At 64.3% G+C, this 26,273-nt stretch carries 28 protein-coding genes; 14 read left to right on the forward strand and 14 right to left on the reverse strand.

Features of this window, described 5'->3' with window-relative positions; genetic code table 11:
• Positions 1-104 precede the first annotated feature (104 nt).
• Positions 105-1,337 (forward strand): ATP-binding protein, encoded by a 1,233-nt coding sequence (locus PCA20602_RS20780; protein ID WP_150722812.1) that lies wholly within the window; start codon positions 105-107, stop codon positions 1,335-1,337.
• Between the two features lie 127 nt (positions 1,338-1,464).
• On the opposite strand, the gene fliE is transcribed toward PCA20602_RS20780, so the two are convergent.
• Positions 1,465-1,800, reverse strand: a complete 336-nt coding sequence (gene fliE / locus PCA20602_RS20785) for a flagellar hook-basal body complex protein FliE (RefSeq protein WP_069344507.1) — start codon at positions 1,798-1,800, stop codon at positions 1,465-1,467.
• A 392-nt stretch (positions 1,801-2,192) separates the two neighbouring features.
• Here fliE and fliF point away from each other — a divergent pair, with 392 nt between their 5' ends.
• The 13 genes from fliF (at position 2,193) to fliR (ending at position 13,968) form a co-directional block, all read left to right on the forward strand.
• On the forward strand, positions 2,193-3,884 hold the full coding sequence (gene fliF, locus PCA20602_RS20790) for a flagellar basal-body MS-ring/collar protein FliF (protein WP_150722813.1): 1,692 nt from the start codon (positions 2,193-2,195) through the stop codon (positions 3,882-3,884).
• Positions 3,871-4,869 (forward strand): flagellar motor switch protein FliG, encoded by a 999-nt coding sequence (fliG, locus tag PCA20602_RS20795; RefSeq protein ID WP_083254264.1) that lies wholly within the window; start codon positions 3,871-3,873, stop codon positions 4,867-4,869. Before fliF ends, fliG begins: the two co-directional genes overlap by 14 nt.
• A gap of 19 nt (positions 4,870-4,888) precedes the next feature.
• Positions 4,889-5,548 carry a flagellar assembly protein FliH gene (fliH, locus tag PCA20602_RS20800; protein WP_150722814.1) on the forward strand — a complete coding sequence of 220 codons (660 nt, stop codon included), beginning with the start codon at positions 4,889-4,891 and terminating at the stop codon, positions 5,546-5,548.
• Positions 5,542-7,257: a flagellar protein export ATPase FliI gene (fliI, locus tag PCA20602_RS20805; RefSeq protein WP_246182264.1), complete on the forward strand. Its 1,716-nt coding sequence runs from the start codon at positions 5,542-5,544 to the stop codon at positions 7,255-7,257. The genes fliH and fliI overlap by 7 nt, the downstream gene beginning before the upstream one ends.
• 12 nt (positions 7,258-7,269) lie before the next feature.
• Positions 7,270-7,722, forward strand: coding sequence for a flagellar export protein FliJ (gene fliJ, locus PCA20602_RS20810; RefSeq protein WP_069344504.1), 453 nt, complete (start codon positions 7,270-7,272; stop codon positions 7,720-7,722).
• A gap of 19 nt (positions 7,723-7,741) precedes the next feature.
• Positions 7,742-9,160, forward strand: a complete 1,419-nt coding sequence (locus tag PCA20602_RS20815; protein ID WP_150722815.1) for a flagellar hook-length control protein FliK — start codon at positions 7,742-7,744, stop codon at positions 9,158-9,160.
• Positions 9,161-9,518: 358 nt separating this feature from the next.
• Positions 9,519-9,953: a flagellar basal body-associated protein FliL gene (fliL, locus tag PCA20602_RS20820; RefSeq protein ID WP_240493695.1), complete on the forward strand. Its 435-nt coding sequence runs from the start codon at positions 9,519-9,521 to the stop codon at positions 9,951-9,953.
• A 7-nt stretch (positions 9,954-9,960) separates the two neighbouring features.
• Positions 9,961-10,959: a flagellar motor switch protein FliM gene (gene fliM, locus PCA20602_RS20825; protein ID WP_069344501.1), complete on the forward strand. Its 999-nt coding sequence runs from the start codon at positions 9,961-9,963 to the stop codon at positions 10,957-10,959.
• Positions 10,959-11,399, forward strand: a complete 441-nt coding sequence (fliN, locus tag PCA20602_RS20830; RefSeq protein ID WP_083254245.1) for a flagellar motor switch protein FliN — start codon at positions 10,959-10,961, stop codon at positions 11,397-11,399. Before fliM ends, fliN begins: the two co-directional genes overlap by 1 nt.
• Complete coding sequence (gene fliO / locus PCA20602_RS20835) at positions 11,396-12,004, forward strand: flagellar biosynthetic protein FliO (protein ID WP_246182265.1); 609 nt, start codon at positions 11,396-11,398, stop codon at positions 12,002-12,004. The genes fliN and fliO overlap by 4 nt, the downstream gene beginning before the upstream one ends.
• A complete protein-coding gene (gene fliP, locus PCA20602_RS20840; RefSeq protein ID WP_425495693.1) occupies positions 12,004-12,879 on the forward strand; it encodes a flagellar type III secretion system pore protein FliP in 876 nt (291 codons plus the stop codon). Before fliO ends, fliP begins: the two co-directional genes overlap by 1 nt.
• A 16-nt stretch (positions 12,880-12,895) precedes the next feature.
• Entirely contained in the window at positions 12,896-13,165 is a 270-nt protein-coding gene (gene fliQ / locus PCA20602_RS20845) for a flagellar biosynthesis protein FliQ (RefSeq protein ID WP_069344499.1), read from the forward strand.
• A gap of 11 nt (positions 13,166-13,176) precedes the next feature.
• On the forward strand, positions 13,177-13,968 hold the full coding sequence (fliR, locus tag PCA20602_RS20850; RefSeq protein WP_150722816.1) for a flagellar biosynthetic protein FliR: 792 nt from the start codon (positions 13,177-13,179) through the stop codon (positions 13,966-13,968).
• 57 nt (positions 13,969-14,025) lie between these two features.
• On the opposite strand, the gene PCA20602_RS20855 is transcribed toward fliR, so the two are convergent.
• The 13 genes from PCA20602_RS20855 to flgB form a co-directional block, all read right to left on the reverse strand.
• Entirely contained in the window at positions 14,026-14,454 is a 429-nt protein-coding gene (locus tag PCA20602_RS20855; RefSeq protein ID WP_150722817.1) for a type II toxin-antitoxin system HicB family antitoxin, read from the reverse strand.
• 62 nt (positions 14,455-14,516) lie between these two features.
• Positions 14,517-14,693, reverse strand: coding sequence for a type II toxin-antitoxin system HicA family toxin (locus PCA20602_RS20860; RefSeq protein WP_150722818.1), 177 nt, complete (start codon positions 14,691-14,693; stop codon positions 14,517-14,519).
• A 305-nt stretch (positions 14,694-14,998) separates the two neighbouring features.
• On the reverse strand, positions 14,999-16,234 hold the full coding sequence (gene flgL / locus PCA20602_RS20865; protein WP_150722819.1) for a flagellar hook-associated protein FlgL: 1,236 nt from the start codon (positions 16,232-16,234) through the stop codon (positions 14,999-15,001).
• A gap of 18 nt (positions 16,235-16,252) precedes the next feature.
• Positions 16,253-18,241: a flagellar hook-associated protein FlgK gene (flgK, locus tag PCA20602_RS20870; RefSeq protein ID WP_150722820.1), complete on the reverse strand. Its 1,989-nt coding sequence runs from the start codon at positions 18,239-18,241 to the stop codon at positions 16,253-16,255.
• 227 nt (positions 18,242-18,468) lie between these two features.
• A complete protein-coding gene (gene flgJ / locus PCA20602_RS20875) occupies positions 18,469-19,356 on the reverse strand; it encodes a flagellar assembly peptidoglycan hydrolase FlgJ (RefSeq protein ID WP_069344495.1) in 888 nt (295 codons plus the stop codon).
• Position 19,357: 1 nt separating this feature from the next.
• The gene (locus PCA20602_RS20880; RefSeq protein WP_150722821.1) at positions 19,358-20,557 is read right to left on the reverse strand and encodes a flagellar basal body P-ring protein FlgI; all 1,200 of its coding nucleotides are present in this window, start codon (positions 20,555-20,557) and stop codon (positions 19,358-19,360) included.
• Positions 20,557-21,270, reverse strand: coding sequence for a flagellar basal body L-ring protein FlgH (locus PCA20602_RS20885; RefSeq protein WP_246182266.1), 714 nt, complete (start codon positions 21,268-21,270; stop codon positions 20,557-20,559). The genes PCA20602_RS20880 and PCA20602_RS20885 overlap by 1 nt, the downstream gene beginning before the upstream one ends.
• A gap of 82 nt (positions 21,271-21,352) precedes the next feature.
• Positions 21,353-22,135, reverse strand: coding sequence for a flagellar basal-body rod protein FlgG (flgG, locus tag PCA20602_RS20890; RefSeq protein WP_069344493.1), 783 nt, complete (start codon positions 22,133-22,135; stop codon positions 21,353-21,355).
• A 72-nt stretch (positions 22,136-22,207) separates the two neighbouring features.
• The gene (locus PCA20602_RS20895) at positions 22,208-22,951 is read right to left on the reverse strand and encodes a flagellar basal body rod protein FlgF (RefSeq protein WP_069344492.1); all 744 of its coding nucleotides are present in this window, start codon (positions 22,949-22,951) and stop codon (positions 22,208-22,210) included.
• Positions 22,952-22,993: 42 nt separating this feature from the next.
• Complete coding sequence (gene flgE, locus PCA20602_RS20900; RefSeq protein ID WP_150722823.1) at positions 22,994-24,250, reverse strand: flagellar hook protein FlgE; 1,257 nt, start codon at positions 24,248-24,250, stop codon at positions 22,994-22,996.
• An 88-nt stretch (positions 24,251-24,338) separates the two neighbouring features.
• The gene (gene flgD, locus PCA20602_RS20905; RefSeq protein ID WP_150722824.1) at positions 24,339-25,067 is read right to left on the reverse strand and encodes a flagellar hook assembly protein FlgD; all 729 of its coding nucleotides are present in this window, start codon (positions 25,065-25,067) and stop codon (positions 24,339-24,341) included.
• A gap of 23 nt (positions 25,068-25,090) precedes the next feature.
• On the reverse strand, positions 25,091-25,495 hold the full coding sequence (flgC, locus tag PCA20602_RS20910; RefSeq protein WP_150722825.1) for a flagellar basal body rod protein FlgC: 405 nt from the start codon (positions 25,493-25,495) through the stop codon (positions 25,091-25,093).
• Positions 25,496-25,500: 5 nt separating this feature from the next.
• Positions 25,501-25,941 carry a flagellar basal body rod protein FlgB gene (gene flgB / locus PCA20602_RS20915; RefSeq protein ID WP_150722866.1) on the reverse strand — a complete coding sequence of 147 codons (441 nt, stop codon included), beginning with the start codon at positions 25,939-25,941 and terminating at the stop codon, positions 25,501-25,503.
• Between the last annotated feature and the right edge of the window lie 332 nt (positions 25,942-26,273).

A 26,273-nucleotide genomic window follows, 5' to 3' on the forward strand; every position in this document is an offset into this window, starting at 1 on the left:
TTCCGACGACCGCGCGTAACCTGCGCGCTCACTAGCATTTCCTGTGAGAGCGGCCAATCGAACGGCTGCATGCAATCCCTTGCTCACCCTCTTTGGATCAGGAAATGGACGGAATCTTAAGCCCCTTCAATCCCGGTGCCGGCGCAGCGCCGCCCGCACTGACCGGTCGCGAAGACATTCGCGAAGAAGTGCGCATCTGCATCGAACGACTGCGGATCGGACGTCATGCAAACGGGCAGTTGCTGGTCGGGCTTCGCGGTGTCGGCAAGACGGTGCTGCTCGAACGTCTGTTGTTCGATGCCGAGGAACAAGGCGCGATCACGATCCGCCTTGAAGCACCGGAAGTGCGGTCCCTGCCGGGGTCGATTGCACCGGCCCTGCGCGTGGCGTTGCTACGCATGAACCCCATGCATGGGGCGGCGGCAGCCGTGTCCCGGGGTCTGAAAGCATTGGCCGGTTTCGTGACCGGACTGCGAGTCACCTACGGAGATATCGACGTCGGACTCGACTATCCCCCGGAGTCCGGACTTGCCGATTGCGGCGATCTCGAGCTGGATCTTTGCGCGTTGCTGGTGGAAGCGGGACAAGCCGCTCGTGCAGCACAAACCGTACTCGCCATGTTCGTCGACGAGCTTCAGGGCATGCCACAACGCCAGTTGTCCTCGTTGCTTTACGCGCTTCATCGATGCAACCAGCTCGGGCTACCCGTCATCCTCATTGGCGCGGGGCTTCCGCCAATGATCAAGCATATCGGCGATGCCAAGTCCTATGCCGAGCGGATGTTTGAGATTCACGACCTGGGACCGCTATCGAATGCCGCCGCAAGGAGCGCGATTACGATCCCTGCCGAGCAAGCCGGGGTGAACATTGCCACGGAAGCGCTGGATGAAATCGTCGGACAAACCGGGGCCTACCCCTACTTTCTGCAACAGTGGGGCAAGTTGGCCTGGAGAGTCGCGCGCACCAGTCCCATTACGTCAGACCACGTGCAGCAGATATCGGATTCCGCCATCGACGCGCTCGATCGAAATTTCTACCGGCTCCGATTCCAGCGTCTGGCGCTTATCGAGCGCCGGTATTTGCGCGTCATGGCAGAACTTGGCGAAGGGCCTCACGACCTGAACGTGGTTGCAGAGAAGTTCGGCAAGCCCGCGCAAGCGCTTGCCGCCGTTCACGAAACCCTCATTGAAAAGGGCATGCTTTACACGTCGATGCAGGGTGACGCCGCCTTCACCGTGCCGCGCTTTCATGAGTTTCTGAAACGGGTCATGCCCGCACCGGCATATACCGATGCGGCGTGCTCTCATGACAGCATCGAGATACCAGGACTAGCGTAATGGGCGTCGGTCGTGGTTTATCGGGGTTCAGACCCCGGATTCGGCCGAGTGCGTGCGCCGTCGGCTCAACAACAAAAAGCCCCATCATCGGACGGGGCTTCTGGGTACCGCCACAGCAGGCTCGGTATCAGACCTGCATGTTCATCACGGTTGTGTAGGCCGAAACAAGCTTGTTGCGAACTTGCAGGCTCATCTGGAAGCCGATGTTGGCTTTTTGCATATCGACCATGACATCGTTGAGCGCCACGCCCGGTGTGCCCATTTCAAACGCCTGTGCCTGCGCTTCGGCGCCCTGCTGGGAAGCCGACACGCGCTTGAGCGACGCTTCGAGTTCGGAGGCAAAACCGCCCGTCTTCGACACGGAACCCGCGCCGGCACTGGTCGTGCCCATGATCGAGCCCGCCGCCTGCGACGCTACGCCGCCCAGCTTTTGCAGTACCGATTCGATCCCCGGAATGGCCATGATCCTTGTCCTTGCTTGTCTCGTCGACGATGCGATGAAGATGCCTGAAGCTGTATTAACGACGCCGGCACCCCGCCAGTCACGCGAATTTCGCGCCAACCCCACCGGTATGCCTTTTATCAGTCACGTCGGAGCTTACCACCGCTTGGCAAGCCCTCAATAGCCTAATTAACGGGAAAAGACCCGCCTAATCCTCAGAACGATTCCACATTCGTCAACGAATAATCAGGACCATCGGCATCGTGCGCACCGGCAACAGGATTCTTTCCAATCCTTAAGCCCCCCAGGGACGTGAGCGCAATGCCAAGCGTACCCGGAGAATTCTGTCGCATGTTAGTGAGCACTTCCACCGCGATGAACGTCATGTCAACGCCTCTGGCGTGGAGCCGCGCATGAATGCCGCCACCCAGACGGCCGACGTCGCCGCCAAGCCGCCCCTGCTCGCGCAGCTGCGCTCGCGTGAGCGCCTGCCGCTGCTGATCGGCGGCGCGGCGCTCGTCGCCTTGCTGATCGCCGTCTTCCTGTGGAGCCGTGCCCCCGATTACAAGGTGCTGTATAGCAACCTGAGCGATCGCGACGGTGGCGCCATCATCACGTCGCTGCAACAGATGAATGTGCCGTACAAGTTCGCCGAGGGCGGCGGGGCCATTCTGGTGCCGGCCGAACAGGTGCACGACGTCCGTCTGCGTCTGGCCTCACAAGGCCTGCCCAAGGGCGGTCTGGTCGGATTCGAGTTGATGGACAACCAAAAGTTCGGCATCAGCCAGTTCGCCGAACAGGTCAATTATCAGCGCGCTCTCGAAGGCGAACTCGCCCGCTCGGTCGAATCGCTCTCCGCCGTGCAGGCCGCCCGCGTGCACCTCGCGATCCCGAAGCCGTCGGTTTTTGTGCGTGAACAGCAAAAACCGAGCGCCTCGGTGCTCGTCACGCTCTACCCCGGTCGCGTGCTCGACGATGCGCAGGTCAGCGCCATCGTGCACATGGTCGCGTCGAGCGTGCCGGAACTGCCCGTCAAGAATGTCACGGTGCTGGACCAGAACGGCAATCTGCTCTCCGCCCAAAGCGGCAACGCACTGGGTCTGGACGCCAGCCAGCTCAAGTACGTTCGCGAGCTCGAACAATCGTATGCCCGTCGCATCGAAGCGATCCTGAACCCGATCGTCGGCCCGGGCAACGTGCATGCGCAGGTCACAGCAGACGTCGACTTCAATCAGGTCGAGCAGACGTCGGAGAACTACAAGCCGAACTCGGGCGAGCAAGCGGTCCGCAGCCAGCAAAGCAGCGAGGCGACGCAGATCGGCGCGAACGCCGCAGGCGGCGTGCCGGGCGCTCTGTCGAACCAGCCGCCGGGACAGGCCACCGCGCCGATCACGCAGCCGCAACAGCAGCAGGTCGCCCAGCAAGGCGCCGCCACGCCGGGTGCCGCCAGTGCGCCGCAAGGTCCGCGCAGCGATCGCAAGGACGCCACGACCAACTACGAAATCGACCGCACGATTCGTCACGTACAACAAGCAACCGGCGGCCTCAAACGTCTGTCGGCAGCGATTGTCGTGAACTACCGTCCGGGCACGGATGCGAAGGGCAAGCCCGCCATGGTGGCGCTCACGCAGGCGCAGCTCGACCAGATCCAGAATCTGTCGAAGGAAGCCATCGGCTTCTCGGGCCAGCGCGGCGACACGATCAACATCGTCAACAGCGCCTTCACGGTCGAGGAAGATCCGGAAGCCAACCTGCCGTGGTGGCGTCAGCGTCAGAACATCGAACTGGCCAAGCAGGTCGGCAAGTGGGTGCTCATCGGTCTGATCGGTCTGTATCTGTGGTTCGGCGTGATTCGTCCGGCCATCCGCAAGCACCTGACCCCGCCGCCGCCGGCCGAGCCGACGCTGGCCGGTGCCGGCGGTGGCGGCGCGGCCGGTGCCGAAGGGGCCGATGGCGAGAGCGCCGACGGCGAAGTTGGCAAGCGCGGCGAAATCAGCGCCTACGAGCGAAATTTGCAGTACGCGCGCCAGGTGGCGCGACAGGATCCGAAGATCGTGGCAACGGTAGTCAAAGCATGGGTGGGTGGTGGCGATGAGCGCGGCTGAGGGACTCCAACGCAGCGCCATCCTCCTGATGTCGCTGGGCGAAGATGAAGCGGCCGAGGTCTTCAAGTACCTCGCCCCGCGTGAAGTACAGAAGCTCGGCGCGGCGATGGCCTCGCTGCGCCAGGTCACGCGCGATCAGATCGCGGACGTGTTGCAGGACTTCGTGCTCGAAGCCGAACAGCATTCGGCGCTCTCGCTCGACTCGTCGGAATACATTCGCTCGGTGCTCAACAAGGCGCTCGGCAACGACAAGGCTGCGGGCCTGATCGAGCGCATTCTGCAAGGCGGCGACACCAGCGGCATAGAAGGCCTGAAGTGGATGGACTCCACCGCCGTGGCCGAGCTGATCCGCCACGAGCACCCGCAGATCATCGCCACGATTCTCGTGCACCTCGATCGCGATCAGGCATCGGAAGTGCTCGCGCTCTTCACCGAGCGTCTGCGTAACGACGTGGTGCTGCGTATCGCCACGCTCGACGGTATTCAGCCGGCTGCGCTGCGCGAGCTGAACGACGTGCTGACGAAGCTGCTCTCGGGCAGCGAAAACATCAAGCGCAGCCCGATGGGCGGCGTGCGCACCGCGGCGGAAATTCTCAACTATCTGGGCGGCGTGCACGAAGAGTCGGTCATCGAAGCCGTGCGTAACTACGACTCGGACCTCGCGGCGAAGATCGTCGAAGAGATGTTCGTGTTCGAGAACCTGCTCGACGTGGAAGACCGCAGCATTCAGGTACTGCTCAAGGAAATCGAGTCAGAGTCGCTCATCATCGCGCTCAAGGGCGCGCCGGCCGAGCTGCGCGAGAAGTTCTTCAAGAACATGTCGGCCCGCGCGGCCGAACTGTTGCGCGAAGACCTCGAATCGCGCGGCCCGGTGCGAGTCTCGGAAGTCGAGTCCGAACAGAAGAAGGTGCTGCAAGTGGTGCGGCGCCTGGCCGATCAAGGCGCCATCATGATCGGCGGCCGCGGCGACGACGCGTACGTGTAACGCAACGGGGCCCACGCGTATGTCGACCATCATCCCGAAAGAACGCCTCTCCGCCTGGCAACGCTGGGAGATGGCATCGTTCGACCCGCCGCCGCCCCCGCCACCGCCGCAACCCAAACCGCCCAGCCCGCTCGACGACCCCGCGCTCGTCGAACAGATCGCCGCGTGGCGCGAGGAAGCCCGCGCCGAAGGTCACGCACAGGGCTACGCCGCCGGCCACGCCGAAGGGTATGCCGCAGGTCAGGCCGCCGGCCAGCACGAAGTCGACACGCGCGCCGCCCAACTCGCTGACATCGCCCACGGTTTCGGCGACGCGGTGAACGCCATCGACCGCGAAGTGGCCGAGCCGCTGCTCGGGCTGGCGCTCGACATTGCGCGTCAGGCCCTGCATCAAACGCTCACGATCCGCCCGGAAACGCTGCTGCCGATCGTGCGCGACCTGCTGGCCAACGATCCGCTGACGGGCTCGCCCCGTTTGCTGCTGAATCCGGAAGACGTCGAACTCGTCGAATCGCATGTCGGCGTGGAACTGCGTGCCGCCGGCTGGACCGTACGCGCCGACCCCACGATCGAGCGCGGCGGCTGCAAGGCCGAAGCGGCCAGCGGCGAAGTCGACGCCACCATCGCCACCCGCTGGCAGCGCGTGATGGCCGCCCTGGGCAAGGATCTGCCATGGTAAACGTCGAACTCACCCCACTCGCCGCGCATGCGCCGGTGCTGCCCAGCACCGAGAATACGCAGGACCCGGCGACGCCGTCGCCCACCCCGGCGAACGACGGCACCACGCCTTCGGTGCGACTGTGGGATGAGATCGACACGACCACGCACGCGGCGCAGGCCGGTGCGCTGCAACCCGACGATCACGACGACAGCGATGTCGTCGATCCGTCACTGGATGCTGACGACACCGCTGCCGATAGCGATGCCGATGCGGCGGCGTCCGCGCCGAAGACCGCCGGGTCCACGCAACACAACGCCCTGAATCCCCGCGAGATCGCACGCGACGCGCATCTGCGCCGCTGGCAGAACACGCTACGCGAGCGCATCGCCCACGTGCACGCCATCGAGCCGACGCGCCGATGCGGCCGCCTCACCCGAGCGGCCGGTCTGGTGCTCGAAGCCGTCGGCCTGCGTCTGCCGGTCGGTGCCGGTTGCCTCATCGAACTGCCGGTGCACGACGCCTCGCGCGAACCGGCCACGGCCGAAGCCGAAGTCGTCGGCTTTGGCGGCGATCGCCTCTTTCTCATGCCCCAGACGGAAGTCGCAGGTCTGCTGCCCGGCGCTCGCGTGTTTCCGATGGAGCCCGCCGCCGACGGCCCGCTGCCGTCGCAACGCCACAATGGCAAGCGCCTGCCCGTGGGCGAGGCGCTGCTCGGTCGTGTGGTCGATGCCGCGGGTCGTCCGCTCGACGACTTCGGTCCGCTCGGCATGACCGACAGCGCCTCACTCGCCTCGGTGCCGATCAACCCGCTGGGTCGCGCGCCCATCGAATCGGTGCTCGACGTCGGCGTGCGCGCCATCAACTCCCTGCTCACCGTAGGGCGCGGTCAGCGCATGGGCCTTTTCGCGGGTTCGGGCGTGGGCAAGAGCGTGCTGCTCGGCATGATGGCCCGCTTCACGCAGGCAGAAGTCATCGTCGTGGGTCTGATCGGCGAACGCGGCCGCGAAGTGAAGGACTTCATCGAGAACATTCTCGGACCGGACGGTCTGGCGCGCTCCGTGGTCGTGGCTGCACCGGCCGACGTCTCGCCGCTGCTGCGGTTGCAGGGCGCGGCGTACGCCACCACGCTGGCCGAGTACTTCCGCGATCAGGGCAAAGACGTGCTGCTGATCATGGATTCGCTCACCCGTTACGCCATGGCCCAGCGTGAGATCGCGCTCGCCATCGGTGAACCGCCTGCCACGAAGGGTTATCCGCCTTCCGTGTTCGCCAAGCTGCCCGCGCTGGTCGAGCGCGCCGGTAACGGCCCCGACGGCGGCGGCTCGATCACGGCGTTCTACACCGTGCTGACCGAAGGCGACGACCAGCAGGACCCGATCGCCGACTCCGCGCGCGCCATTCTCGACGGGCACATCGTGTTGTCGCGTCAGCTCGCCGAGTCGGGTCATTACCCCGCCATCGACATCGAACAATCGATCAGCCGGGCCATGGCCGCACTCATCGACGACGCGCAGTTCGACACGGTGCGCCGCTTCAAGCAGATGCTTTCGCGCTACCAGCGCAACCGCGACCTCATCAATGTGGGCGCGTATGCGCCGGGCAGCGACCCGATGCTCGATCAGGCGATCGAGCTCTATCCCCGTCTCGAAGGCTTCCTGCAACAGGGAATGCGCGAACGGGCCAGTTATCCGGACGCCGTGCAGCAGTTGCGCGGTCTGTTCCATTAATTGGAGGCGGCCATGAATTCCACCCTGCCCCTCAAGTTGCTCATCGAACTCGCCCAGAAGGACGTGGACGAAGCTGCGCGCCTGCTTGGCGAGCGTCAGACGCAACGCGCCGAGGTCGAGCGTCAGCTCGAAGCGCTGCGTCAGTATCGTCACGAATACCGCACGCGCATGCAGACGGCGACGATTCAGGGCATGGCGGGCTGCGACTGGCGCAACTTCCAGCAATTCATCGATACGCTCGATACCGCCATCGGACAGCAGGCCATGCTGCTCCAGCAGGCGGAAGAGCGTCTGGCGGCCGCGCGCCGCGAATGGCAGGCGCAGCAGCGCCGCCTGAACTCCTTTGGCACGCTCGCTTCGCGCGAAGAAGCCCGCACCGCGTTGCGTGTGGCGCGCCGCGAGCAGAAGGAAAACGACGAGTACGCCGCGCGCAGCCTGCGCCGTCGTGCCGAATCCCCGATTTGAAGGAATAGGTGAGCCCACTATGTCGATTCTGAGCTTCCTGACCGATGCCGCTGGCGCAGCCAGACAGGCCGTGAGCGGTAACAATCGCGCCGGATCGTCGAACAGCGACGACGCCAGCGCATTGCCGTTCGCCACGGTGCTCTCGCAACAGACGCGTCAGAGCGTTCAGCCGAGCGCCGCCAGTACGAACAACAACGCTGCGCAGGCCAATCAGACGAATGCGTCCGACGCCGCAAACACCAGCACCAAATCGACGGATAACGCGTCGAACACCCAGGCTGGCCAGACGGCGCAATCGGGCCAAACGACCGCTTCGAACAAACCGTCGAAGTCGAATACCGATGACGGCAAGGACGACGAAGACGACGCACAGGCCGCCGCCCCGGGCGATCCGGCCGCTGCACTGGCCGTTGCGCTCGCCGCAATGAACAACGCACCGCTGCAAGTCACGACACCCGTCGCTGCGACGACAACCACGGACGCGACCGTCACCGACGGCAAGCCCGGCACGGGCGCGGCCATCACCGCCGCCGTGACCGGTGCGATGCAGGCCGCAGGCGCTGCGCAGTTGACGGGCCAGCCGCCGGCAGGCACCGATACCGACGCCAAGGCAACGACCACGGCAGCCGCGCCCGCTGCGCCCGTGAAGGGCACGGTCACGCCCGCGGCCGCCACGAACAGCCCGACGGGCGGTATCTCGCTCGACACGCTGGCGAAGAACGCCACGTCCGCACAAACCGCGACCACCGCGCATCCGGCTGCCACGGACGCCAAGGCCGCCCCGCTGGTCAGCACCGACGCGCAGACGGCCCAACGCATGGCCGATGCCCTCGCACAGGCGCAAGGCAACCGCGACAGCGCGACACAAGCCGCGACCGCCGCAACGCAGGCAGCGGCTCAGGCCGCGCAGGCCGCAACCCCTGCCGTCGACGCCCAGCCGCAACTGCAAGCACAGGCCAATTTGCCCGCCGCGCTCGCTCTGAACGCACGCGTCGGCACGCAGGACTGGAACAACCAGCTCTCGCAACAGGTCGTGTGGCTCTCCAGCGCACACGCCCAGACGGCGCAACTGAGCCTCAACCCGCCGGATCTCGGCCCGCTGCACGTGGTGCTGAACGTGGCGAACGACTCGGCGCAGGCGATGTTCGTCTCCCAGCACGCCGCCGTGCGCGACGCCGTGCAAGCCGCGTTGCCGCAACTGCGCGACAGCCTTGCCAACAACGGCATCGCGCTGGGCAATGCGACCGTGAGCAGCGACAGCTCGCAGCAACAGGCCTTCGCTCAGCAAAGCGCGAACGGTAACGGCAACGGGAATGGCGGCAATGGCGGAAATGGCCGTGGCACGTCGGGCTTCGGCCAGACCGACGACGGCCCGATCGCCACGACGGTGAGCGTGCCGGTGCGCGCCAGCAACGGTTTCGTCGACACGTTCGCGTAAGCCTGTCCGGGATACCGGTGACGGCGACGTCACCGACGTATCTCCGACGTTACCGACGTCGCTTCGCACGGCACGGCGTCCATGCGTCCCGAAAACAGGCACAAGTACCGGCATCCGTGAGGTTGTACGTCCGTGCCGTCGGCCCCGACAGGCCGCGACCGCGTGACGCAGCGCATCACGCTGCCCTAAAGCAAGCGGGTTTTTCTGCCGTTAAGACAAAGACGCGAGTTAGACGCGATTGTCCCTTCTTTTCGGCCGATCACCCCCTGGCGGGTTGGCCGACAATCATTACCCAATAGCAGGCGAATACATGGCAAATCCCGCACCGACGCAAGCCGCGGCTCCCTCCGGAGGGGGCATGCGCAAATGGATTCTGTTGATCGTGGCGGTTGCGCTGATGGCAGCGGCCGGCGCGGCAACGGCCGTGTATTTGCTGACCGGACGTCACGAAACGGCAAAAGCACCGCCGCCGCCCCCACCGCCCGTCTTTGTGAGCATGGATCCGTTCACGGTGAATCTCCAGGGCGACGACGGGGAACGTTATCTGCACATCGGCCTGTCGCTCAAGGTAGCCGACGCCGAAACGCAAGCCCGCATCACGCAGCACATGCCCGAAGTGCGTAGCCGCGTGTTGTTGTTGCTGTCGTCGAAGCAGCCGCAGGATCTGGCGACGATCGATGGCAAGCGCCGTCTGGCTAGCGAGATTCGTACGTTGGTCGCGCAGCCGTTTGCCGCCAACATGCCGCAGCAAGCCGTGGGCGACGTCCTGTTCACCGCGTTCGTAATTCAGTGAGTGATTCATGGCGCATGAGGAGTTCCTGTCGCAGGAAGAAGTCGATGCCCTTCTGAAGGGTGTCACCGGCGAACAGGATGACCGGTCGGAGTCGGAAGATCATTCCGGCATCAGGCCATACAACATCGCGACGCAAGAGCGCATCGTGCGCGGGCGCATGCCCACGCTCGAAATCATCAACGACCGCTTCTCGCGACTGTTCCGCATTGCGCTGTTCAACTTCATGCGCCGTAGCGCCGAAATCTCGGTGAGCCCGGTGCGCGTGCAGAAGTACAGCGAGTTCATTCGCAACCTGCCTGTCCCGACCAACCTCAATCTGGTCCACATCAAACCGCTGCGCGGCACGGCACTGTTCGTGTTCGATCCGAACCTCGTGTTCCTCGTGGTGGACAACCTGTTCGGCGGCGACGGCCGGTTCCATACGCGCGTCGAAGGGCGCGACTTCACGCAGACCGAGCAGCGCATCATCGCGCGCCTGCTCGATCTGGTGTTCGAGAACTACGGTGCCTCGTGGAAGCCGGTGCACCCGGTCGAATTCGAGTACGTGCGCGCCGAAATGCACACGCAGTTCGCCAACGTCGCCACGCCCAACGAGGTCGTGGTCACGACCACGTTCGACATCGAGTTCGGCTCGGCCGGCGGCGAATTCCACATCTGCATGCCCTACTCGATGATTGAGCCGCTGCGCGATCAGCTCTCGAGCCCGCTGCAAGGCGAGACGCTCGAAGTCGACAAGCGCTGGGTGCGTCTGCTCTCGCAACAGGTGCAGGCCGCCGATGTGGAGATCGTGACGAATCTGGCCCAGATCGACATGACGCTCTCGCAGTTGCTCAACATGCGCGTGGGCGACGTGATTCCGCTCGACGTACCAGAGGTGCTTGAAGCCAAGGTCGACGGCGTGCCCGTGATGCACTGCAATTACGGCGTCTTCAATGGTCAATACGCGCTGCGCGTGAACCAGATGATCAACCATTCGCACAGCGATTACACGAAGGACAACGAGTGATGAGCGATACCCCTCAAACGCCCGGTGACGACGCCCAGGCCATGGCGGACGAGTGGGCCAGTGCCATGGCGGAGCAGACCGCTGCCGAGCCGCAGCCCGCCGCAGCCCCCCAACCGGCTGCCGCCCCCGTGTTCCAGCCGCTGGCCGCCACTGCGGGTAACCCTGCAACGGCGACACACAACGACATCGATCTGATCCTCGACATCCCGGTCCAGATGACCGTGGAGCTGGGCCGCACCAAGATCGCCATCAAGAACCTGCTGCAACTGGCACAGGGTTCGGTGGTGGAGCTCGACGGCATGGCCGGCGAGCCGATGGACGTGCTGGTCAACGGATGCCTCATCGCCCAGGGCGAAGTGGTGGTCGTGAACGACAAGTTCGGCATCCGCCTGACTGATATCATCACGCCATCCGAACGCATCCGTAAGCTCAACCGATGATTGCAACGAAAGTCCGCGGCAAGCCCGTGCGGCGTGCTGCGGCAAGCACCGCCACGACGGCGGCGTCCGCCCGTACCGTCGTTCACGCCGTCCACGCCGTTCAAGCCATGGCGCGGCGCCTGCCCTCTCCCATCTGCCCGGCCCGTCTGATCGCCGGCGCGGTCTTCGCCGGCTTCGGCGGTCTGTTCGTCTCCAGCGCCCACGCTCAGGGTGCCGCCTCGCAGGCGGCGGCCGTACCGAGCCTTGGCGGCGCAGGCATCGTACAGACGGGCTTCGGTCTCGTGCTCGTGCTCGCACTGCTGTTCGGGCTGGCCTGGCTGGCCAAACGCTTCGGGCTGCAACGACCGCTGGGTGGCGGCAACGTACGTATCGTAGGTAGCGCCGCCGTGGGACAGCGCGAGCGCGTGGTGGTCGTGGAAGTCGCGGGCGACTGGGTCGTGCTCGGCGTGGCGCCGGGACAGGTCCGCAGCCTGCACGTCATCGACGCCGATCGCGTCGCCGATCTGCCCGCCGCCCCCGCTGTCGCCCATCCGGGGGCTCAGGCCAATCGCGCCGCGCAAGCCTTTGCGCAAAAACTGCGCGAATCCATGAAGAAGGACACCTGATGTCGCGCGGCATGTCGTTGGGGCAAATGGCTGGCTGGGCCGCGGCGCACGCTGCGACGCCGTCCCATCGGGGCACGCCCGACCGGGCTTCGGGTCGATCCCGGCTCGCGTCAGGTCTGCCCGGTCTGGCGCTCCTCGGTCTCGTTTGCCTCGCCTGCGTGCTCTGTCTGGCATGGCCGGGCACGGCGTTCGCGCAGGCCACCTTGCCGGCGTTCACCACGACACCGGCCCCCGGCGGCGGACAGACGTATTCGCTGTCCGTGCAGACGATGCTGCTGCTCACGTCGCTGGGCTTCCTGCCCGCGATGTTGCTGATGATGACGGCCTTCACGCGCATCATCATCGTGCTCTCGTTGCTGCGCCATGCCATCGGCGTGACAACCTCGCCGCCGAACCAGATCCTCATCGGACTGGCGCTGTTCCTGACGTTCTTCGTCATGTCGCCGGTCTTCGATCAGGTCTACACGAACGCCTATCAGCCGTTCGCCGCGAACAAGATCAGCTTCGAGCAGGCGATCGACACCGGCGCCAAGCCGTTCCATTCGTTCATGCTCAAGCAGACCCGCGAAGCGGACCTCGCGCTCTTCGCCAAGCTTGCCAAGACCCCGCCGATGAACGGTCCCGAGGACGTGCCGATGCGCATTCTCGTGCCCGCCTTCGCCACGAGCGAGCTCAAGACGGCATTCCAGATCGGCTTCACGATCTTCATCCCGTTCCTGATCATCGATCTGGTGGTCGCCAGCGTGCTGATGGCCATGGGGATGATGATGGTCTCGCCCTCCACCGTGTCGCTGCCGTTCAAGCTGATGCTGTTCGTGGTGGTCGACGGCTGGCAATTGCTGCTGGGCTCGCTGGCCCAGAGCTTCACGATGTAGCGGGGAGGCCACCGAGATGACTCCGGAAACCGTCATGGCGCTGGCCCATCAGGCCATGCAGGTGTGTCTGCTGCTCGCGGCCCCGCTGCTGATCGTCGCGCTCGTCTCCGGTCTGCTCGTGAGCCTGTTTCAGGCGGCCACGCAGATCAACGAAATGACGCTGTCGTTCATTCCCAAGCTGCTCGCCGTGTTCATCACGCTCGTGATTGCCGGGCCGTGGATGCTCAACCTGATGGTCGACTACATGCGCCAGTTGCTCACCGGCATTCCCGGCCTCGTCGGGTAAGCCGTCCGGCCTTGATCAGCTTCACTTACGACCAGCTCTCGGGCGTCATCGCGACGTTCCTCTTCCCGTTCGTGCGTCTGCTGGCGCTGTCCTTGACAGCGCCGCTGTTCGGCGACTCGCGGGTGCCGGGTACGGTCAAGATCGGTCTGGCGGGCATCGTCGCGCTCACGCTGGCGCCGGTGATCGGCCCTGCGCCGGCCGTCTCGCCGTTCTCGTGGGAAGGTCTGTGGATTCTCGTCCAGCAGATGATCATCGGTGCGGCGCTCGGCTGGTGCATGCAGATCGTGTTCTCTGCCGTGAGCATGGCGGGCGACTTCGTCGGCCTGCAAATGGGGTTGTCCTTCGCCACGCTGCTCAACCCCAACGCCGACGGCAGCACTGCCGTGCTCGGCATGTTGCTCAACGTGGTCATCATGCTCGTGTTCCTCGCGACCAACGGGCATCTGGTGATGTACGCGACGCTGGTCCAGAGTTTCGACGTGTTGCCGATCTCGAGCACACCGTTGTCGGTCGGCGGCTGGCATTACCTCGCGATGTTGGGGGGCCAGTTGTTCACCCTGGCGCTGATGCTCTCGCTGCCGCTCGTCGCGGCGCTGCTGATCTGCAATCTGGCGCTGGGCATTCTGAACCGTGCCGCACCGCAGCTGAACATCTTCGCGGTGGGCTTCCCGCTCACGCTGGGCGTGGGTCTGGTGGTGCTCGAACTGATGATGCCGCGCATTGCGCCCGTGATGGACCACTTCAACGCCATCGGCATCGACATGATGATCCGCGCGACCGCCGCGTTCGTACCCAAGCCCTGAGCGGCGGGGCTTTCACGATTCCCGCCTTTCCCTCGACGCGCATCGGCGCATCGGCGGTTAGGCACTCGCGACCGACAATTCCAGTCGTTTGCCGAGCGCGGCAAGCGCCGAGGCGATGGTGTCGATTTTGGTCACGTGTGAAATGTCCATGATGCGATTCACGTCTTGCGGGCGTGTATGCAAACGTCGAGCCAGTTCGGACGGCGTTACGCCCTGAGAAAGCATTTCGTTCAACAGCAACACTTTGGCCGACAGACTGGCCGATAGCTCAATCAGGTCTTGCCCCCGCCGCGCCTTTGAAGGTGCTGGCACAGGGCGTTTGTCTTCGAAATAAAAATCCATCGCCGTAGCCAGTGCATCGGCGGCTTCCGCTAGCGCGTCCTCACGCGTATCTCCTTGCGTGATGGCTTCCGGAATATCGACGAATGTCACGACGAAACCACCATCGTCCTTGTCGGGAGTGAGCGTTACCGGATATCTCAACATTTTTCTCTCCATGTGCGGGGGGCGGCGGCGAGCGGAGGGAAGGCCCCTTCCGGGGCCTCCCCTCATTTCAAGTTCAATTGCTTCAGAATCGCCTGCCGGGTGCCCTCTTTCAGTTCCTTGCTGGGGTGCCTCGGCAGGGTTGTTTGCTTGCCGTTCAGGTAGACCTTCGTATGGCGATCGCCTTCTACAAAGGTGGCCCCCTGCCCAACTAGCCAACGCTTGAATTCGCTCTGTTTCACTACCTCCCCTGTCCGATCAACATTCGACAATGATAAGCAAAAATGTTTATTTCAAGGGAGTTTATTTAAACAATTTTGCTTATTTAAGAATCAGCCTATCCAATGATGGCCACGTCTTCGACCTATCGGCGAGCGAAGGCCTGCTCAACGCTCAAGCGATTGATTGCGCGGGGAAGACGGCAACCGGAATCGCCTAGATCTTTCATAGGCCTCAAGAATGCACAAAGCCCACAGACAATGCTGTGGGCTTCGTCGACATTCCGGCCACCCGCGCGGGTGGCCTGTCCATCATTGCAGCAGCTGGATCAGAGCAGGCTGAACAGCGACAGCTTCTGCGTCTGAATGAAGGTCTGCTGCGAGGCTTGCAGCGACGCCTGCTGCTGCGCGAACTGGCTCGTCGCCGAGATGATGTCCACGTCGAGCAGATCCTGCAACTGCGACGTGTACGCCAGATCGTTGGCGCTGCCGATGTCGTTGAGCGTCGACACCTCGTTCATGCGCGAGCCGACCGTCGTGCGCACCGTCGTCACGTTGTCGTAGCTGTTGCTGAACATCTGGTTGAACGTGGTCAGCGCGTTCGTCATGTTGGCCGAGCCCGACGGACCCTGCGCGCTGATCGGCGTCTTGAGCGTGTTGATCAGGGCTTGCAGGTTGTCAAACACGTTCGTGCTGGACTTGCCCGGCGGATCCACCTTGAAGGTGTCGCCGTTGCCGGGGTCGCCCGTGAACGTCACCGATTTGCCGGCGAACGTGATCGGCTGGCCCGACGTGTACGCGCCCGTGACGTCCGGTACGGTCGTGTCCGTCAGGTCCTTGACGGTGTAGTTAGTGGTCGGCGGCGTGGTCGTGTTGTCGATCGCGAAGTTGATCGAGAACTGATGGTTGGCGCCCGCATTGGTCACGTCGGTCGTCGAGACCGGCGTGTACGTCGCCGTGCCCGTGTTCGACAGACTGCCGCTGATCACCGTGCTCGCCGTGGCCGGCTGGATCGCCTGGAAGATGTTCGAGCCGATGTCGTTGATCGGGATCTGACGGTTCGGGCCGACCTGGACATACCGGATACCCGTGTCGCCCGCATAGCTCGCGCCGGTCGGCGTGGCGACGTAGGCCGCCGAGTTGCCCATGAAGCCCGAGAACAGGTACTGGCCGTTCGCGTCGGTCGTGTTGGCGAGCGAGAGCAACTGCTGGAAGCTCGATTGCAGATCGGTCGCGATCGCCGAGCGATCGTTGTCGTTGAGCGAGGCGCTACCGGCCGCCACGACTTGCGACATGACGTGCTGCAACGTGTTGACGATGCTGCCGAAGGTCTGGTCTTCGAGCTGGAACGCCGTCGTCGCCGAATTGCGGTTCGTCGCGTACTGCGCGTTCATGTCCTTGTCCTGCGACACGGCCACGGCCTGCGCCGACGCGAGCGGATCGTCGCTCGGCGTGGTCACGCGCTTGCCCGACGAGAGCTGCGCCTGCGTGTTGAGCAGATCGGAAGTGTTGCGGCTCATGGCCGACGCTCCCTGATCGAAAATCATGCTGGTGCTGATGCGCATTTTGTCGTCTCCTCAGCCTTAGTTGACCATCTGCAGAATCGTGTCGAACAGCTGCGACGCGGTCTGGATGACCTTCGAGTTGGCCTGATAGAGCTGTTGGAACTTGATCAGGTTGGCGGCTTCTTCGTCAAGGCTTACGCCGGAATTGGACTGCTGGGCGGTCTGCGCCTGCTGGAGCAGCGTTTGCTGCGCAGCGCTCGTCGCCTTGTACGTGTTCGTGGTGGAACCGACAAACGAGACCAGATTGGCGTAGGCGCTGGCGTAGCTGTCCTTGCCGCCGACCTTGGTCTTGTCGTTTTGCAGGGCCGAGAGCGCCAGCCCGTTGCGGTTGTCCGTCGTCGCCCCCGAGGCGTTCGGGGCAATGGTCAGCTTGTCGCCGTCTGCCGGGGTGCCGCTCACGTTCACGGTCATGCCGCCGAGCGTGATCTTCGCGCCGCTCGTGGCGTCGTAAGGCACCGTGTCGCCCGCAGCGTAGGTCGTCGTGGTGCCGTTCACGGTCACCGTCATCGGCGACGGCGCCAACAGCGTGATCGCTCCCGTCGTCGCGTTCTTGCTGAACGTGAACGTGACGGGCGACGTCAGCGGTGCGGCCAGATAGTTGGCATCGACCGTGCCCTGATCGGTCTTGAGCGAACCGGTGTTGGTCGACGGCGTGGACGCGAGAATCGGTGCGGCCAGCGCAATCTTGCCCGGGTCAGTGATCGCCACGCCGATGTTGCCGGCGGCGTTGCGCGTCGGCTCGATGGTGAAGCTGTCGCCGGCCACCATGTTGCCGACCGTGACGTTGAAGCCGTCGTCGAACGTCTTGCCGCCGCTGTCCGTGAAGGTCAGCGGAGCACCCGGCGTGGCGGGGGCCGGTGCAGTCCACTTCGCGCCGTCCGTCTGGCGGGTCATGGTGTAGTTCGTGCCGTCGTACGTCACCGTGTAGTCGCTGGCCGTGACCTTCGACGCGTCGGTGATCTTCGAATTGAGTACGGCGTTATTCGAGTTATTCGCGTTGGCGACGATGGTCGGGTTCGGCACGGTAAAGACATTGCCGCCGAGCTGGCCGTAGAGGTCGAGCCCCAACTGGTTCTGCGCGTTGAACGTGCCGGCGAGCGACAGGCCGATCTGGCCGAGCGAGTTCTGGGCCTGCGTCAGCGCGCCGCTGCGGAACGACAGCAGGCCGGCGAGCGAGCCGCCGGTAATCGACGATTCCGGCACCGGCACCTTCGTGCCGCTGGGCGTGACGTACGCGATGGTGAGTTCCGACGGGTCGTTGGTCGACGCCATCGTCGTGAGCTGGTACGCGGAATTGCCCGTCACGAGCGACTGGCCGTTACCGACATAGACGTTGTACGTGCCGTCTTGCGCCTTGACCACGTTGGTCTGGATGATGGCGTTGAGCTGGGAGACGGCCAGATCGCGCTGGTCGAGCAGGTCGTTCGGCGTGGCGCCGCCGCCATTGGCCTGCGCCTGCACGATGGCGTCGTTGAGCTCGGCGATCTGCTTGGCGTAGACGTTGATCTGGTCGGTCGACTGGGCAATGCTGGCGTTCGTGCTGCTGCGCAGGGTGGACAGCGTGCCCGAGAGCGACTGGAACATGCTGGCGAGCGTCTGTGCCGACGACACGACCGTCGCGCGCGTTGCCGAGTTGGCCGGGGCCGACACGATGTTCTGCAAGTTCGTGAAGAACTGGCTCATCGTGGCCGAAAGACCGGTCGTCGAGCTGCCCAGCGCGTTGTTGATCTGCGAGATCTGCTGGTAGTACGTATTGAGCTGGCTGTACTGGGTTTGCGCCTGGTTCGTCTGGTTCGACAGGAACTGGCTATACACGCGCGAGACGTCGTTGACCAGCACGCCCGAGCCCAGATAGCCGACACCGGCGTACTGGCTGGCCGCCTGAGAGTAGTCGACGATCTGACGGTTATAGCCGGCCGTGCCCGAGTTGGCGACGTTGTTGCCGGTGGTGCTGAGGGCGAACTGGGCGGCGTTCAGCCCGCTCATGCCAATATTGATTAGGCTCATGATCTCGCGGCTTGAGTTGGGGGCGCGCCCTGCGGCAAAAAGTCCGATGCGCACCGTTACCGATGTGTTTACGGCAGCCCGGCGACAAAATTGAGGCCGTCGCCTGGCTTGTTTTCGTCCCGTTTTCCGTCAGCTTCCGGCGGGAACCCGCGCCATCCCCGGCAGATCCCGTTGATCCTTCTGGTCCCGCCAGTCCTGCCCCCACGCCACCCGGCGCGGCCTCACCCTCAGGTGAAGTGCTTCATGACCTTCATCAGCTTGTTGGCGTACTGCGGATCGGTCGCGTAGCCGGCCCGTTGCAGATTGTTGGCAAAGCTGGCGGCGTCGTTGGCGCTCGCCACGACCGACGAGTAACGCGGGTTGTTCGAAATCAGGTTGGCGTAGTCGGCGAACGCCTCGTCGTACGAGCCGTAGGCGCGGAACTTGGCCATGACCTTGCGCGGCTGGCCGTTCACGTACTCGGTCGTCGCCACTTCCACGGTCGGGCCGTTCCAGTTCTTGCCCGCCTTGATACCGAACACGTTATGGCTGGTGCTACCGTCCGCACGACGGATCTCGCGCTTGCCCCAGCCGGACTCCAGCGCCGCCTGACTCAGCATGAAACGCGCCGGAATACCGCTGTTCGCGCTGGCGTTCTGTGCCGCGCTGGCCATACGGTCGACGAACTCGCCGGCGGCTGCCGGGGCGCCGTCGGCCACGCCGATCGCATCCGCCGCGTTGTAGGCACGACCGGCCAGCGACTGCTGACGGCCCGTGGCCGCCGGCGGCAGCGTGGTACCCGTCTTGGCAAGCTGCTTGAGCATGAGGTCGGCCAGACCGATGCCCTTGTGCGACGCCAACTGCTGCGCGAGCTGATCGTCGAGCATGCCGTTGAACATCTTTTCCTGATCGCTGCCGAGCAGGCCGCCGGACATGGTGGCGTCGCGCATGCTCTTGACCATCATCTGCGTGAAGACGGCCTCGAACTGCTTGGCCGCCTGCTGCGTGGCCTGCGGCGTTTGCTGGTGCGCAGCGGCACGCAGGGCCGTGAGCCCTTGCATTTCGTAGGCTGCGCGTTGCGTCAGATCGGGCAGGTTGTTGCCTGCCGCACCGGTCAGGCGGTTGCCGTCGGCCATATCAGATGATCTCCAGATCGGCGCGCAGGGCGCCCGAGGCCTTCATGGCCTGCAGAATCGACATCAGGTCTGCCGGACTCGCGCCCAGCGAGTTCAGCGCCTTGACGACGTCGGCGAGGTTGGCGCCCGCTTTGACCATCTTGAGCGCGTTGCTCTCCTGTTGGACGGAGATTTGCGAATTCGGGGCCACGACCGTCTGACCGCCCGAGAACGGCGCCGGCTGGCTCACATTGTTCTGGGTATCGATGACGACCGACAGGTTGCCGTGCGCCACGGCGCATTGCTGGATCGTCACGTTCTGGTTCATCACCACCGAACCGGTACGGGCGTTGATGATGACGCGTGCGGCCGTGTTGTCCGGGCGCACTTCCAGACTTTCGAGCTGCGCGAGGAATTGCACGCGCGACGACGGATCGGTCGGCGTGCGCAACAGGATCACGCGGCCGTCGAGCGCCTGCGCCGTGCCGTAGCCAAAGCGCCGGTTCACGGCATCGACCACGCGCTGCGCGGTCGAGAAGTCGGTGGCGTTGAGCTCCATCTGCACGGTGCCCGGCTGGCCGCCCATGGCGGTCGGCACGGCCCGCTCGACGATGGCCCCGCTCGGAATCCGGCCCGAGGCCAGTTGGTTGATGGTCACGCTCGACCCATTGGCCGATGCGCCCGCGCCGCCGATCAGCAGGTTGCCTTGCGCCAGCGCGTAGACCTGCCCGTCCGGGCCCTTGAGCGGCGTCATCAGCAGCGTGCCCCCGCGCAGGCTCTTGGCGTTACCCATCGACGAGACCACCACGTCGATCGCCTGACCGGGACGCGTGAATGCCGGCAACGTGGCCGTCACCATCACGGCGGCCACGTTCTTCAACTGCATGTTGGTGCCGGGCGCGACGGTAATCCCCAACTGCGAGAGCATGTTCGTCATGCTCTGCACCGTGAACGGCGTCTGGGTCGTCTGGTCGCCCGAGTTGTCGAGACCGGCGACGAGGCCGTAGCCGATCAACTGGTTGTCGCGCACGCCCTGAATCGACGCCAGTTCCTTGAGACGCTCGGCATGCGCCACGCCGGGTGCGAGCATGGCGGCTGCACCGGCCACGCTCACGGCTGCCGCCACGGCCAGCGTGCAGACGCTGCGGCCAAGCGATTGGCGCGACTGACGCAGAGGGCGAAGGTTGGGCGCGCGGCGCGACGGGAACGGCATGATCGACATCAGAAGGGCGAAACGTTAAGGAAGAAGCGTTGCAGCCAGCCCATGGTTTCGGCTTCGTTGATGTAGCCCTTGCCACGGTATTCGATGCGCGCATCGGCCACCTGCGTCGAAGGCACGGTATTCGCGCCCGAAATCGTCTGCGGGCTGACGATGCCCGAAAACTTGATGTACTCCGTGCCCTGGTTGATGGCGATCTGCTTTTCCCCGGCGACCGCAAGGTTGCCGTTGGACAGCACTTCCATCACGGTCACGGTGATCTGACCGGAGAACACGTTGTTGGCGTTGGCCGCGCCCTTGGCGTCGAACTTGTTCGCGCCACTGGCGTCGAGCCCCTGATTGTTGAGCACGCCGCCGATCACACCGGGCGTCTGGTTCAGCGTCAGCGTGCCGCTGCCGGCGCGCGTGGTGTTGGCCGCCGAGTTCTTGCTCGCCGCCGTGTTTTCGTTGATGACGATCGTGAGGATGTCGCCCACGTTACGCGGACGGCGATCCTCGAACAGCGGACGGTTCGAGTACAGCGGACGGTAGATCGAGCCTTCCGGATCGGCCGCCACCGGCGGGGGCGGCGGACGCGTGGTCGTCGGTCCGTTGACGACCGGCTCCTGCGGCACGTAGGCGCAGCCCGCGAGACCGGTCAACGCAGTGGCGGCCACGAGCGCAAGAAACCGCGCGAGGCCTGCGCTGCGTTGCTTTTCGGTCTTTCGTGCGGACATATCGACGTTCATTCCCAAGTACTGACTACGTTTGCGGCGCAATGACGCGGTGGTGCAATGGCCCGGCATGCCGGGCCGCAGCTTACATCTGCGTCAGACGTTGCAGCATCTGGTCGGATGCCGTCACGGCCTTCGAGTTGATTTCGTAGGCGCGCTGCGCGGAAATCATGTTCACGAGCTCTTCGACCACGTTCACGTTCGACGTTTCGACGTAGTTCTGGTTGAGCACGCCCGCGCCGTTGGTACCCGGTTGCGCCACGTTCGGCGCGCCCGAGGCCGCCGTCTCGGCGTACAGGTTCTCGCCCATGCTTTGCAGGCCGGCGTTGTTGATGAACGTGGCGAGCTGGAACGTACCGATCTGCACGTTGGCCGTGTTGCCCGGCTGCGTGACCGACACCGTACCGTCGCGCGCGATGGTCAGCGACAGCGCGTTGGCGGGAATCGTGATCGCCGGCTGAATCGGATAGCCCGACGCCGTCACGAGCTGGCCGTTGTTGTCGACCTGGAACGAGCCGTCGCGCGTGTAGGCGGTCGTGCCGTCCGGCATGAGCACCTGGAAGAAGCCGTCGCCGTTGATGGCCACGTCCTTCGCGTTGTTCGTCGACGTCAGGTTGCCCTGCGTGAAGATGCGCTCGGTCGCGGCCGGACGCACACCCGTGCCCAGTTGCAGGCCCGACGGCAGCAGCGTCTGTTGCGACGACTGCGCGCCCGGCTGGCGGATCGTCTGATACAGCAGGTCCTCGAACACCGCGCGGCCTTTCTTGAAGCCGTTCGTGCTGGTGTTGGCGAGGTTGTTCGAAATCACGTCCATGTTCGTCTGCTGGGCATTCATGCCGGTGGCAGCGATGTAGAGCGAACGGATCATTGGATGTTTCTCCCCGTGTACGGTGGCGGTGCGCGTTCTCGCCGCTGGCGAGTCCTGTGCATCCGACGCCGGTTAGCTGAAGTTCAGCAACTGGTTGGCGGATTGTTCGTTGGTATCGGCCGTCTGCAGCATCTTCATCTGCATCTCGAAGGCCCGCGACTGCGAAATCATGTTCACGAGACCGCTCACCGGATTGACGTTGCTGGTCTCGATCGAGCCCGCGACCACCACGACATTCGGATCGACCTGCGCCGGTGCGTTATTGGCCTGACGGAACAGCCCGTCGTCACCGCGCACCAGATTGCCTTCCGGCGGATTGACCAGCTTCAACTGCCCCATCACGGCGATGGAGTTGGGCGGGTCGCCCTGCCCCAGCGCCGAGATCGTGCCGTCGGTGCCCACGGTCACCGACGCGCCCGGCGGCACCGCCGCAGGCCCGGCGTCGGTCATGACCGGCAGTCCGTGCAACGTGATCTGGCCGTCAGCCGTCATTTCGAGGTTGCCGCCACGGGTGTAGGCTTCGCGGCCCTGCGCGTCGCGCACGGCCAGCCAGCCCTGTCCCTGAATCGCCACGTCGAGCGCGCGACCGGTCTGCTGCATGGCGCCGGGCGTGAAATCGGTGCCCGGCGTAGACGTCGTAACGAACGTGCGCGTACCCGTCGAGCCGTCGGCGGCGCGCACCGGCGCCTGACGAAACGCCGAGAGCTGGGCGCGGAAGCCCGGCGTCGAGACGTTCGCCAGATTGTTGGCGGTGGTCGATTGCTGCTCCATCGCCTGCTTCGCACCGGTCATGGCCACATAGATCAGACGATCCATCGACGCCCCTCCTGCAAGTTACGCATACGCGCTCGCTCCGTCTTACAGGTTGACCATCGTCTGCATCAACTGGTCTTCCGTCTTGATCGTCTGCGCGTTCGCCTGATAGTTGCGCTGCGCGGTGATCATGTGGACCAGTTCGGCCGTCAGGTCGACGTTCGAGGCTTCGACGGCGCCCGCCTGAAGCTTGCCGAGGTTCGTGCCGCCCGGCACGCCCACGATCGGAATGCCCGAGGCAGCCGATTCCGACCAGAGGTTGTTGCCCAGCGGGATCAGGCCGTTCACGTTGTTGAAGTTCGCCAGCGCGACCTGACCAAGCACCATCGACTGCGTGTTCGAGTACGTACCGACGATGGTGCCGTCGGCGTTGAACGTGAAGCCGGTCAGGCGACCCGACGAGTAACCGTCCTGCGTGAGCGTGTTCGGCGTGTAGCTGTTACCGAACTGCGTGGTACCCGTGAGGTTCAGCGTCAGGTTGCCCTGTGCCGCGCCGTTGCCGTAGGTGATCGTCGGCAGGGTGATCGGGCCGGTCACGGTAGCGCCGGTCGAGTCCGTCTGCGAGATCAGGCTACCCGACGAGTTGAACGTCAGCGTGCCGATCGGGCCGGCACCAACCTGTGTCGTGCCGTCGACCGAGGCGTACACGGTCCACGTGGCGTTGTTGGTCGTGGCGTCGACGCTCGTCTTCTTGAAGTACAGGTTGACGTCGTGCGAATTGCCCAGCGAGTCGTAGACCTTGAGCGACGTGGCGTTGGTGTACGAGTTCGGATCGGTGATCGAGAACGGCGTGGTGTTGATGGCGCTACGCGAGTCGAGGTTGAACTGACCTGTGATCTTCTTGGTGGCCGTCGGGGCCAGATCGCCCGTCGGGATTTGCAGATCGACCGGCGAGACGCTGTTGATGATGCCGTTCGGGCCGGCCAGATAACCGGTCAGGTGATCGCCGTTCGAATCGACGATGAAGCCGTTCTTGTCGAGCGAGAACTGGCCGTTGCGCGTGTAGGCGATGGTGCCGTTGTTCGACACGCGGAAGAAGCCGTTACCCGAGATCGCCAGGTCGAGCTGACGGTTCGTGACCGTGATGTCGCCCTGCGTGAATTGCTGCGCGATCGCTGCCACACGCGTACCGATACCGACGGTGTTGTTCCCCGCGCCGAACAGCGAGTTCGCGTAGATGTCGGCGAATTGCGCCTGACCCTGCTTGAAGCCGACAGTGGCCGCGTTGGCAACGTTGTTGCCGATGACGTCCAGGTCCTTGGAAGCGGCGTTCAGGCCGCTCAATCCGGTCGAAAAGGCCATGTGTTACTCCTGAAATTCGGTTGTCGACGACGGGTGTCGCAACGCAATCGTTGAGTTCGGTGAAAGACTTACGTCGTGATGGAGTCGGTTACAAAATTTCGCGCACGTCGGAGAGCTTGATGTTCGAGCCCGTGCCCACGTTGAGCAGCGGCGAGCCGGTCGTGCTGGCCACCACGCTTTGCACCTGGGCGTACGAGAGCAGCGTCGGCGTGACGGCCTTGCCGTTGGCCGTTGCCGTCACGCTCAGCGTGTACTTGCCGTCGGCCACATCCACGCCGGCATCGTCCTTGGCATCCCACGTCAGGGCCTGCACGCCGGCGTCCAGCGCGCCCGCGTTCACGGTGCGGATGGTCTTGCCGGTGCTGTCCTTGATCTCGATCTTGACCGTATCGGCGTCGCTCGGCAGCTCGAAGCCGAACGGCGTGGCGGTCTTCGTGACCGTGCCGTCGTCGGCCTTGGTGCTGCCCACACCGATGTTGGTGCCCGGAATCAGCACGCCCTTGCCGACCAGCGCCGCCGCTTGCAGGCTCTGCGTCGAGTTCAGTTGCGAGGTGACCGACGAGAGCGTGGTGTTCAACTGGGTGATGCCCGAGACCGTGCTGATCTGCGCGAGCTGGGACGTCACCTGCGAGTTGTCCATCGGGTTGAGCGGATCCTGGTTGTTCATCTGGGCGACGAGCAACTTGAGGAAGCTGTTTTGCAGATCGTCTGCGCTGCCGGCCGACGAATTCGAGCTGCTGCTGTTCGCCGTCCCGTTGATCGAGTCGAGGAAGTTCTGCGAGAAGTTGCCGGTGTTCGACGTATTGATGCTGGCCATCTTTCTGGTCTCCGCGCGGCCCCTTACTGGCCGACCGTGAGGGTTTTGAGCATGAGCGTCTTGGCCGTGTTCAGCGCTTCGACGTTGGCTTGGTAGGAGCGGGAAGCGGAGATCATGTTGACCATCTCTTCCACCGGATTCACGTTGGGCATGGTGACGTAGCCCTGGGCATTCGCTGCCGGATTCTTCGGGTCGTACACGGTCTTGAGCGGTGACGGGTCGTCGACCACGCCGGCGACCTTCACCCCGCCCACGTCGGTGCCCGTGACCGGGTTGACCTGAAACACGACCTGCTTGGCGCGGTACGGCTGGCCGTCCGGGCCGGTCACCGATTCGGCGTTGGCCAGGTTGCTGGCCGTCACGTTCATGCGCTGCGACTGCGCAGTCATGGCCGAGCCGGCGACGTCGAAGATGCTCATGAGTGGCATGGCGCTTACCCTTGATTCGTGATGGCGGCCAGCATCGTCTTGATCTGGCCCGTCAGGACCGTGAGGCCCGTCTGGTAATGCACGGCGTTGTCGGCAAAGTTCACACGCTCGGCATCGAGTTCGACGGTGTTGCCGTCGACGCTTTGCTGGTAAGGCACGCGGTAGAGCAGCTCGGGGCCGCCCATGGGCGGGGCGCTCGTGACGGCGCGCCCGGCGATGTGGCGCGAGGACGTGCGCGAGAGCGACACGCTCGACTCGGTGGCGAGCTGCTGCTGCGCGCTGCGCTCGACGGCCTGACTCAACGCGTTATTGAAGTCGACGTCGCGGGCCTTGTATCCGGGCGTGTCGGCGTTGGCGATGTTCGACGAGATCACCTCCTGGCGATAGGCGCGCATCGACAGCGCCTGCTGGGAGAATCGCAATGCCGCGTCCAGTTTGTCCATGATCTCGTCTCGCCTGATGCTTGCCTTGATGCTGGGTACTTGGGTGATGCAAAAGAAACCTTGCCGTCGCGCTCGCGGTGCCTGCCCGGCCGTGTACGGCTTGATGTGGCGGGCCGATACAGCAAGCAATGAGCGGTCATGCGCTGCGCAGACGGGATGTCCTGCCGGGTCCGGAAAAAATACGGACCTTTTGGCATGCTTCGCATCGTATGCGTACCCCCTGGGATTCAATCGGAGGAATAGGAAGGAGATTGACCGCCATTTCGAGCCATGCCCTGTCGCGGGACATCTCTAGAATGGCTTCCTGACGGCATCGGGCGGGGTTCGCCCCCCAG

Origin of the sequence: Pandoraea capi (genome assembly GCF_902459735.1) — a bacterium.
Lineage (GTDB): Bacteria > Pseudomonadota > Gammaproteobacteria > Burkholderiales > Burkholderiaceae > Pandoraea > Pandoraea capi.

Coding starts and splice junctions, on each gene's coding strand:
- PCA20602_RS20780 (WP_150722812.1), top strand. CDS start 105: ATGGACGGAATCTTAAGCCCCTTCAATCCCGGTGCCGGCGCAGCGCCG.
- fliE (WP_069344507.1), bottom strand. CDS start 1,800: ATGGCCATTCCGGGGATCGAATCGGTACTGCAAAAGCTGGGCGGCGTA.
- fliF (WP_150722813.1), top strand. CDS start 2,193: ATGAATGCCGCCACCCAGACGGCCGACGTCGCCGCCAAGCCGCCCCTG.
- fliG (WP_083254264.1), top strand. CDS start 3,871: ATGAGCGCGGCTGAGGGACTCCAACGCAGCGCCATCCTCCTGATGTCG.
- fliH (WP_150722814.1), top strand. CDS start 4,889: ATGTCGACCATCATCCCGAAAGAACGCCTCTCCGCCTGGCAACGCTGG.
- fliI (WP_246182264.1), top strand. CDS start 5,542: ATGGTAAACGTCGAACTCACCCCACTCGCCGCGCATGCGCCGGTGCTG.
- fliJ (WP_069344504.1), top strand. CDS start 7,270: ATGAATTCCACCCTGCCCCTCAAGTTGCTCATCGAACTCGCCCAGAAG.
- PCA20602_RS20815 (WP_150722815.1), top strand. CDS start 7,742: ATGTCGATTCTGAGCTTCCTGACCGATGCCGCTGGCGCAGCCAGACAG.
- fliL (WP_240493695.1), top strand. CDS start 9,519: ATGCGCAAATGGATTCTGTTGATCGTGGCGGTTGCGCTGATGGCAGCG.
- fliM (WP_069344501.1), top strand. CDS start 9,961: ATGGCGCATGAGGAGTTCCTGTCGCAGGAAGAAGTCGATGCCCTTCTG.
- fliN (WP_083254245.1), top strand. CDS start 10,959: ATGAGCGATACCCCTCAAACGCCCGGTGACGACGCCCAGGCCATGGCG.
- fliO (WP_246182265.1), top strand. CDS start 11,396: ATGATTGCAACGAAAGTCCGCGGCAAGCCCGTGCGGCGTGCTGCGGCA.
- fliP (WP_425495693.1), top strand. CDS start 12,004: ATGTCGCGCGGCATGTCGTTGGGGCAAATGGCTGGCTGGGCCGCGGCG.
- fliQ (WP_069344499.1), top strand. CDS start 12,896: ATGACTCCGGAAACCGTCATGGCGCTGGCCCATCAGGCCATGCAGGTG.
- PCA20602_RS20855 (WP_150722817.1), bottom strand. CDS start 14,454: ATGTTGAGATATCCGGTAACGCTCACTCCCGACAAGGACGATGGTGGT.
- flgL (WP_150722819.1), bottom strand. CDS start 16,234: ATGCGCATCAGCACCAGCATGATTTTCGATCAGGGAGCGTCGGCCATG.
- flgK (WP_150722820.1), bottom strand. CDS start 18,241: ATGAGCCTAATCAATATTGGCATGAGCGGGCTGAACGCCGCCCAGTTC.
- flgJ (WP_069344495.1), bottom strand. CDS start 19,356: ATGGCCGACGGCAACCGCCTGACCGGTGCGGCAGGCAACAACCTGCCC.
- PCA20602_RS20880 (WP_150722821.1), bottom strand. CDS start 20,557: ATGTCGATCATGCCGTTCCCGTCGCGCCGCGCGCCCAACCTTCGCCCT.
- PCA20602_RS20885 (WP_246182266.1), bottom strand. CDS start 21,270: ATGTCCGCACGAAAGACCGAAAAGCAACGCAGCGCAGGCCTCGCGCGG.
- flgG (WP_069344493.1), bottom strand. CDS start 22,135: ATGATCCGTTCGCTCTACATCGCTGCCACCGGCATGAATGCCCAGCAG.
- PCA20602_RS20895 (WP_069344492.1), bottom strand. CDS start 22,951: ATGGATCGTCTGATCTATGTGGCCATGACCGGTGCGAAGCAGGCGATG.
- flgE (WP_150722823.1), bottom strand. CDS start 24,250: ATGGCCTTTTCGACCGGATTGAGCGGCCTGAACGCCGCTTCCAAGGAC.
- flgD (WP_150722824.1), bottom strand. CDS start 25,067: ATGGCCAGCATCAATACGTCGAACACCGGCAACTTCTCGCAGAACTTC.
- flgC (WP_150722825.1), bottom strand. CDS start 25,495: ATGCCACTCATGAGCATCTTCGACGTCGCCGGCTCGGCCATGACTGCG.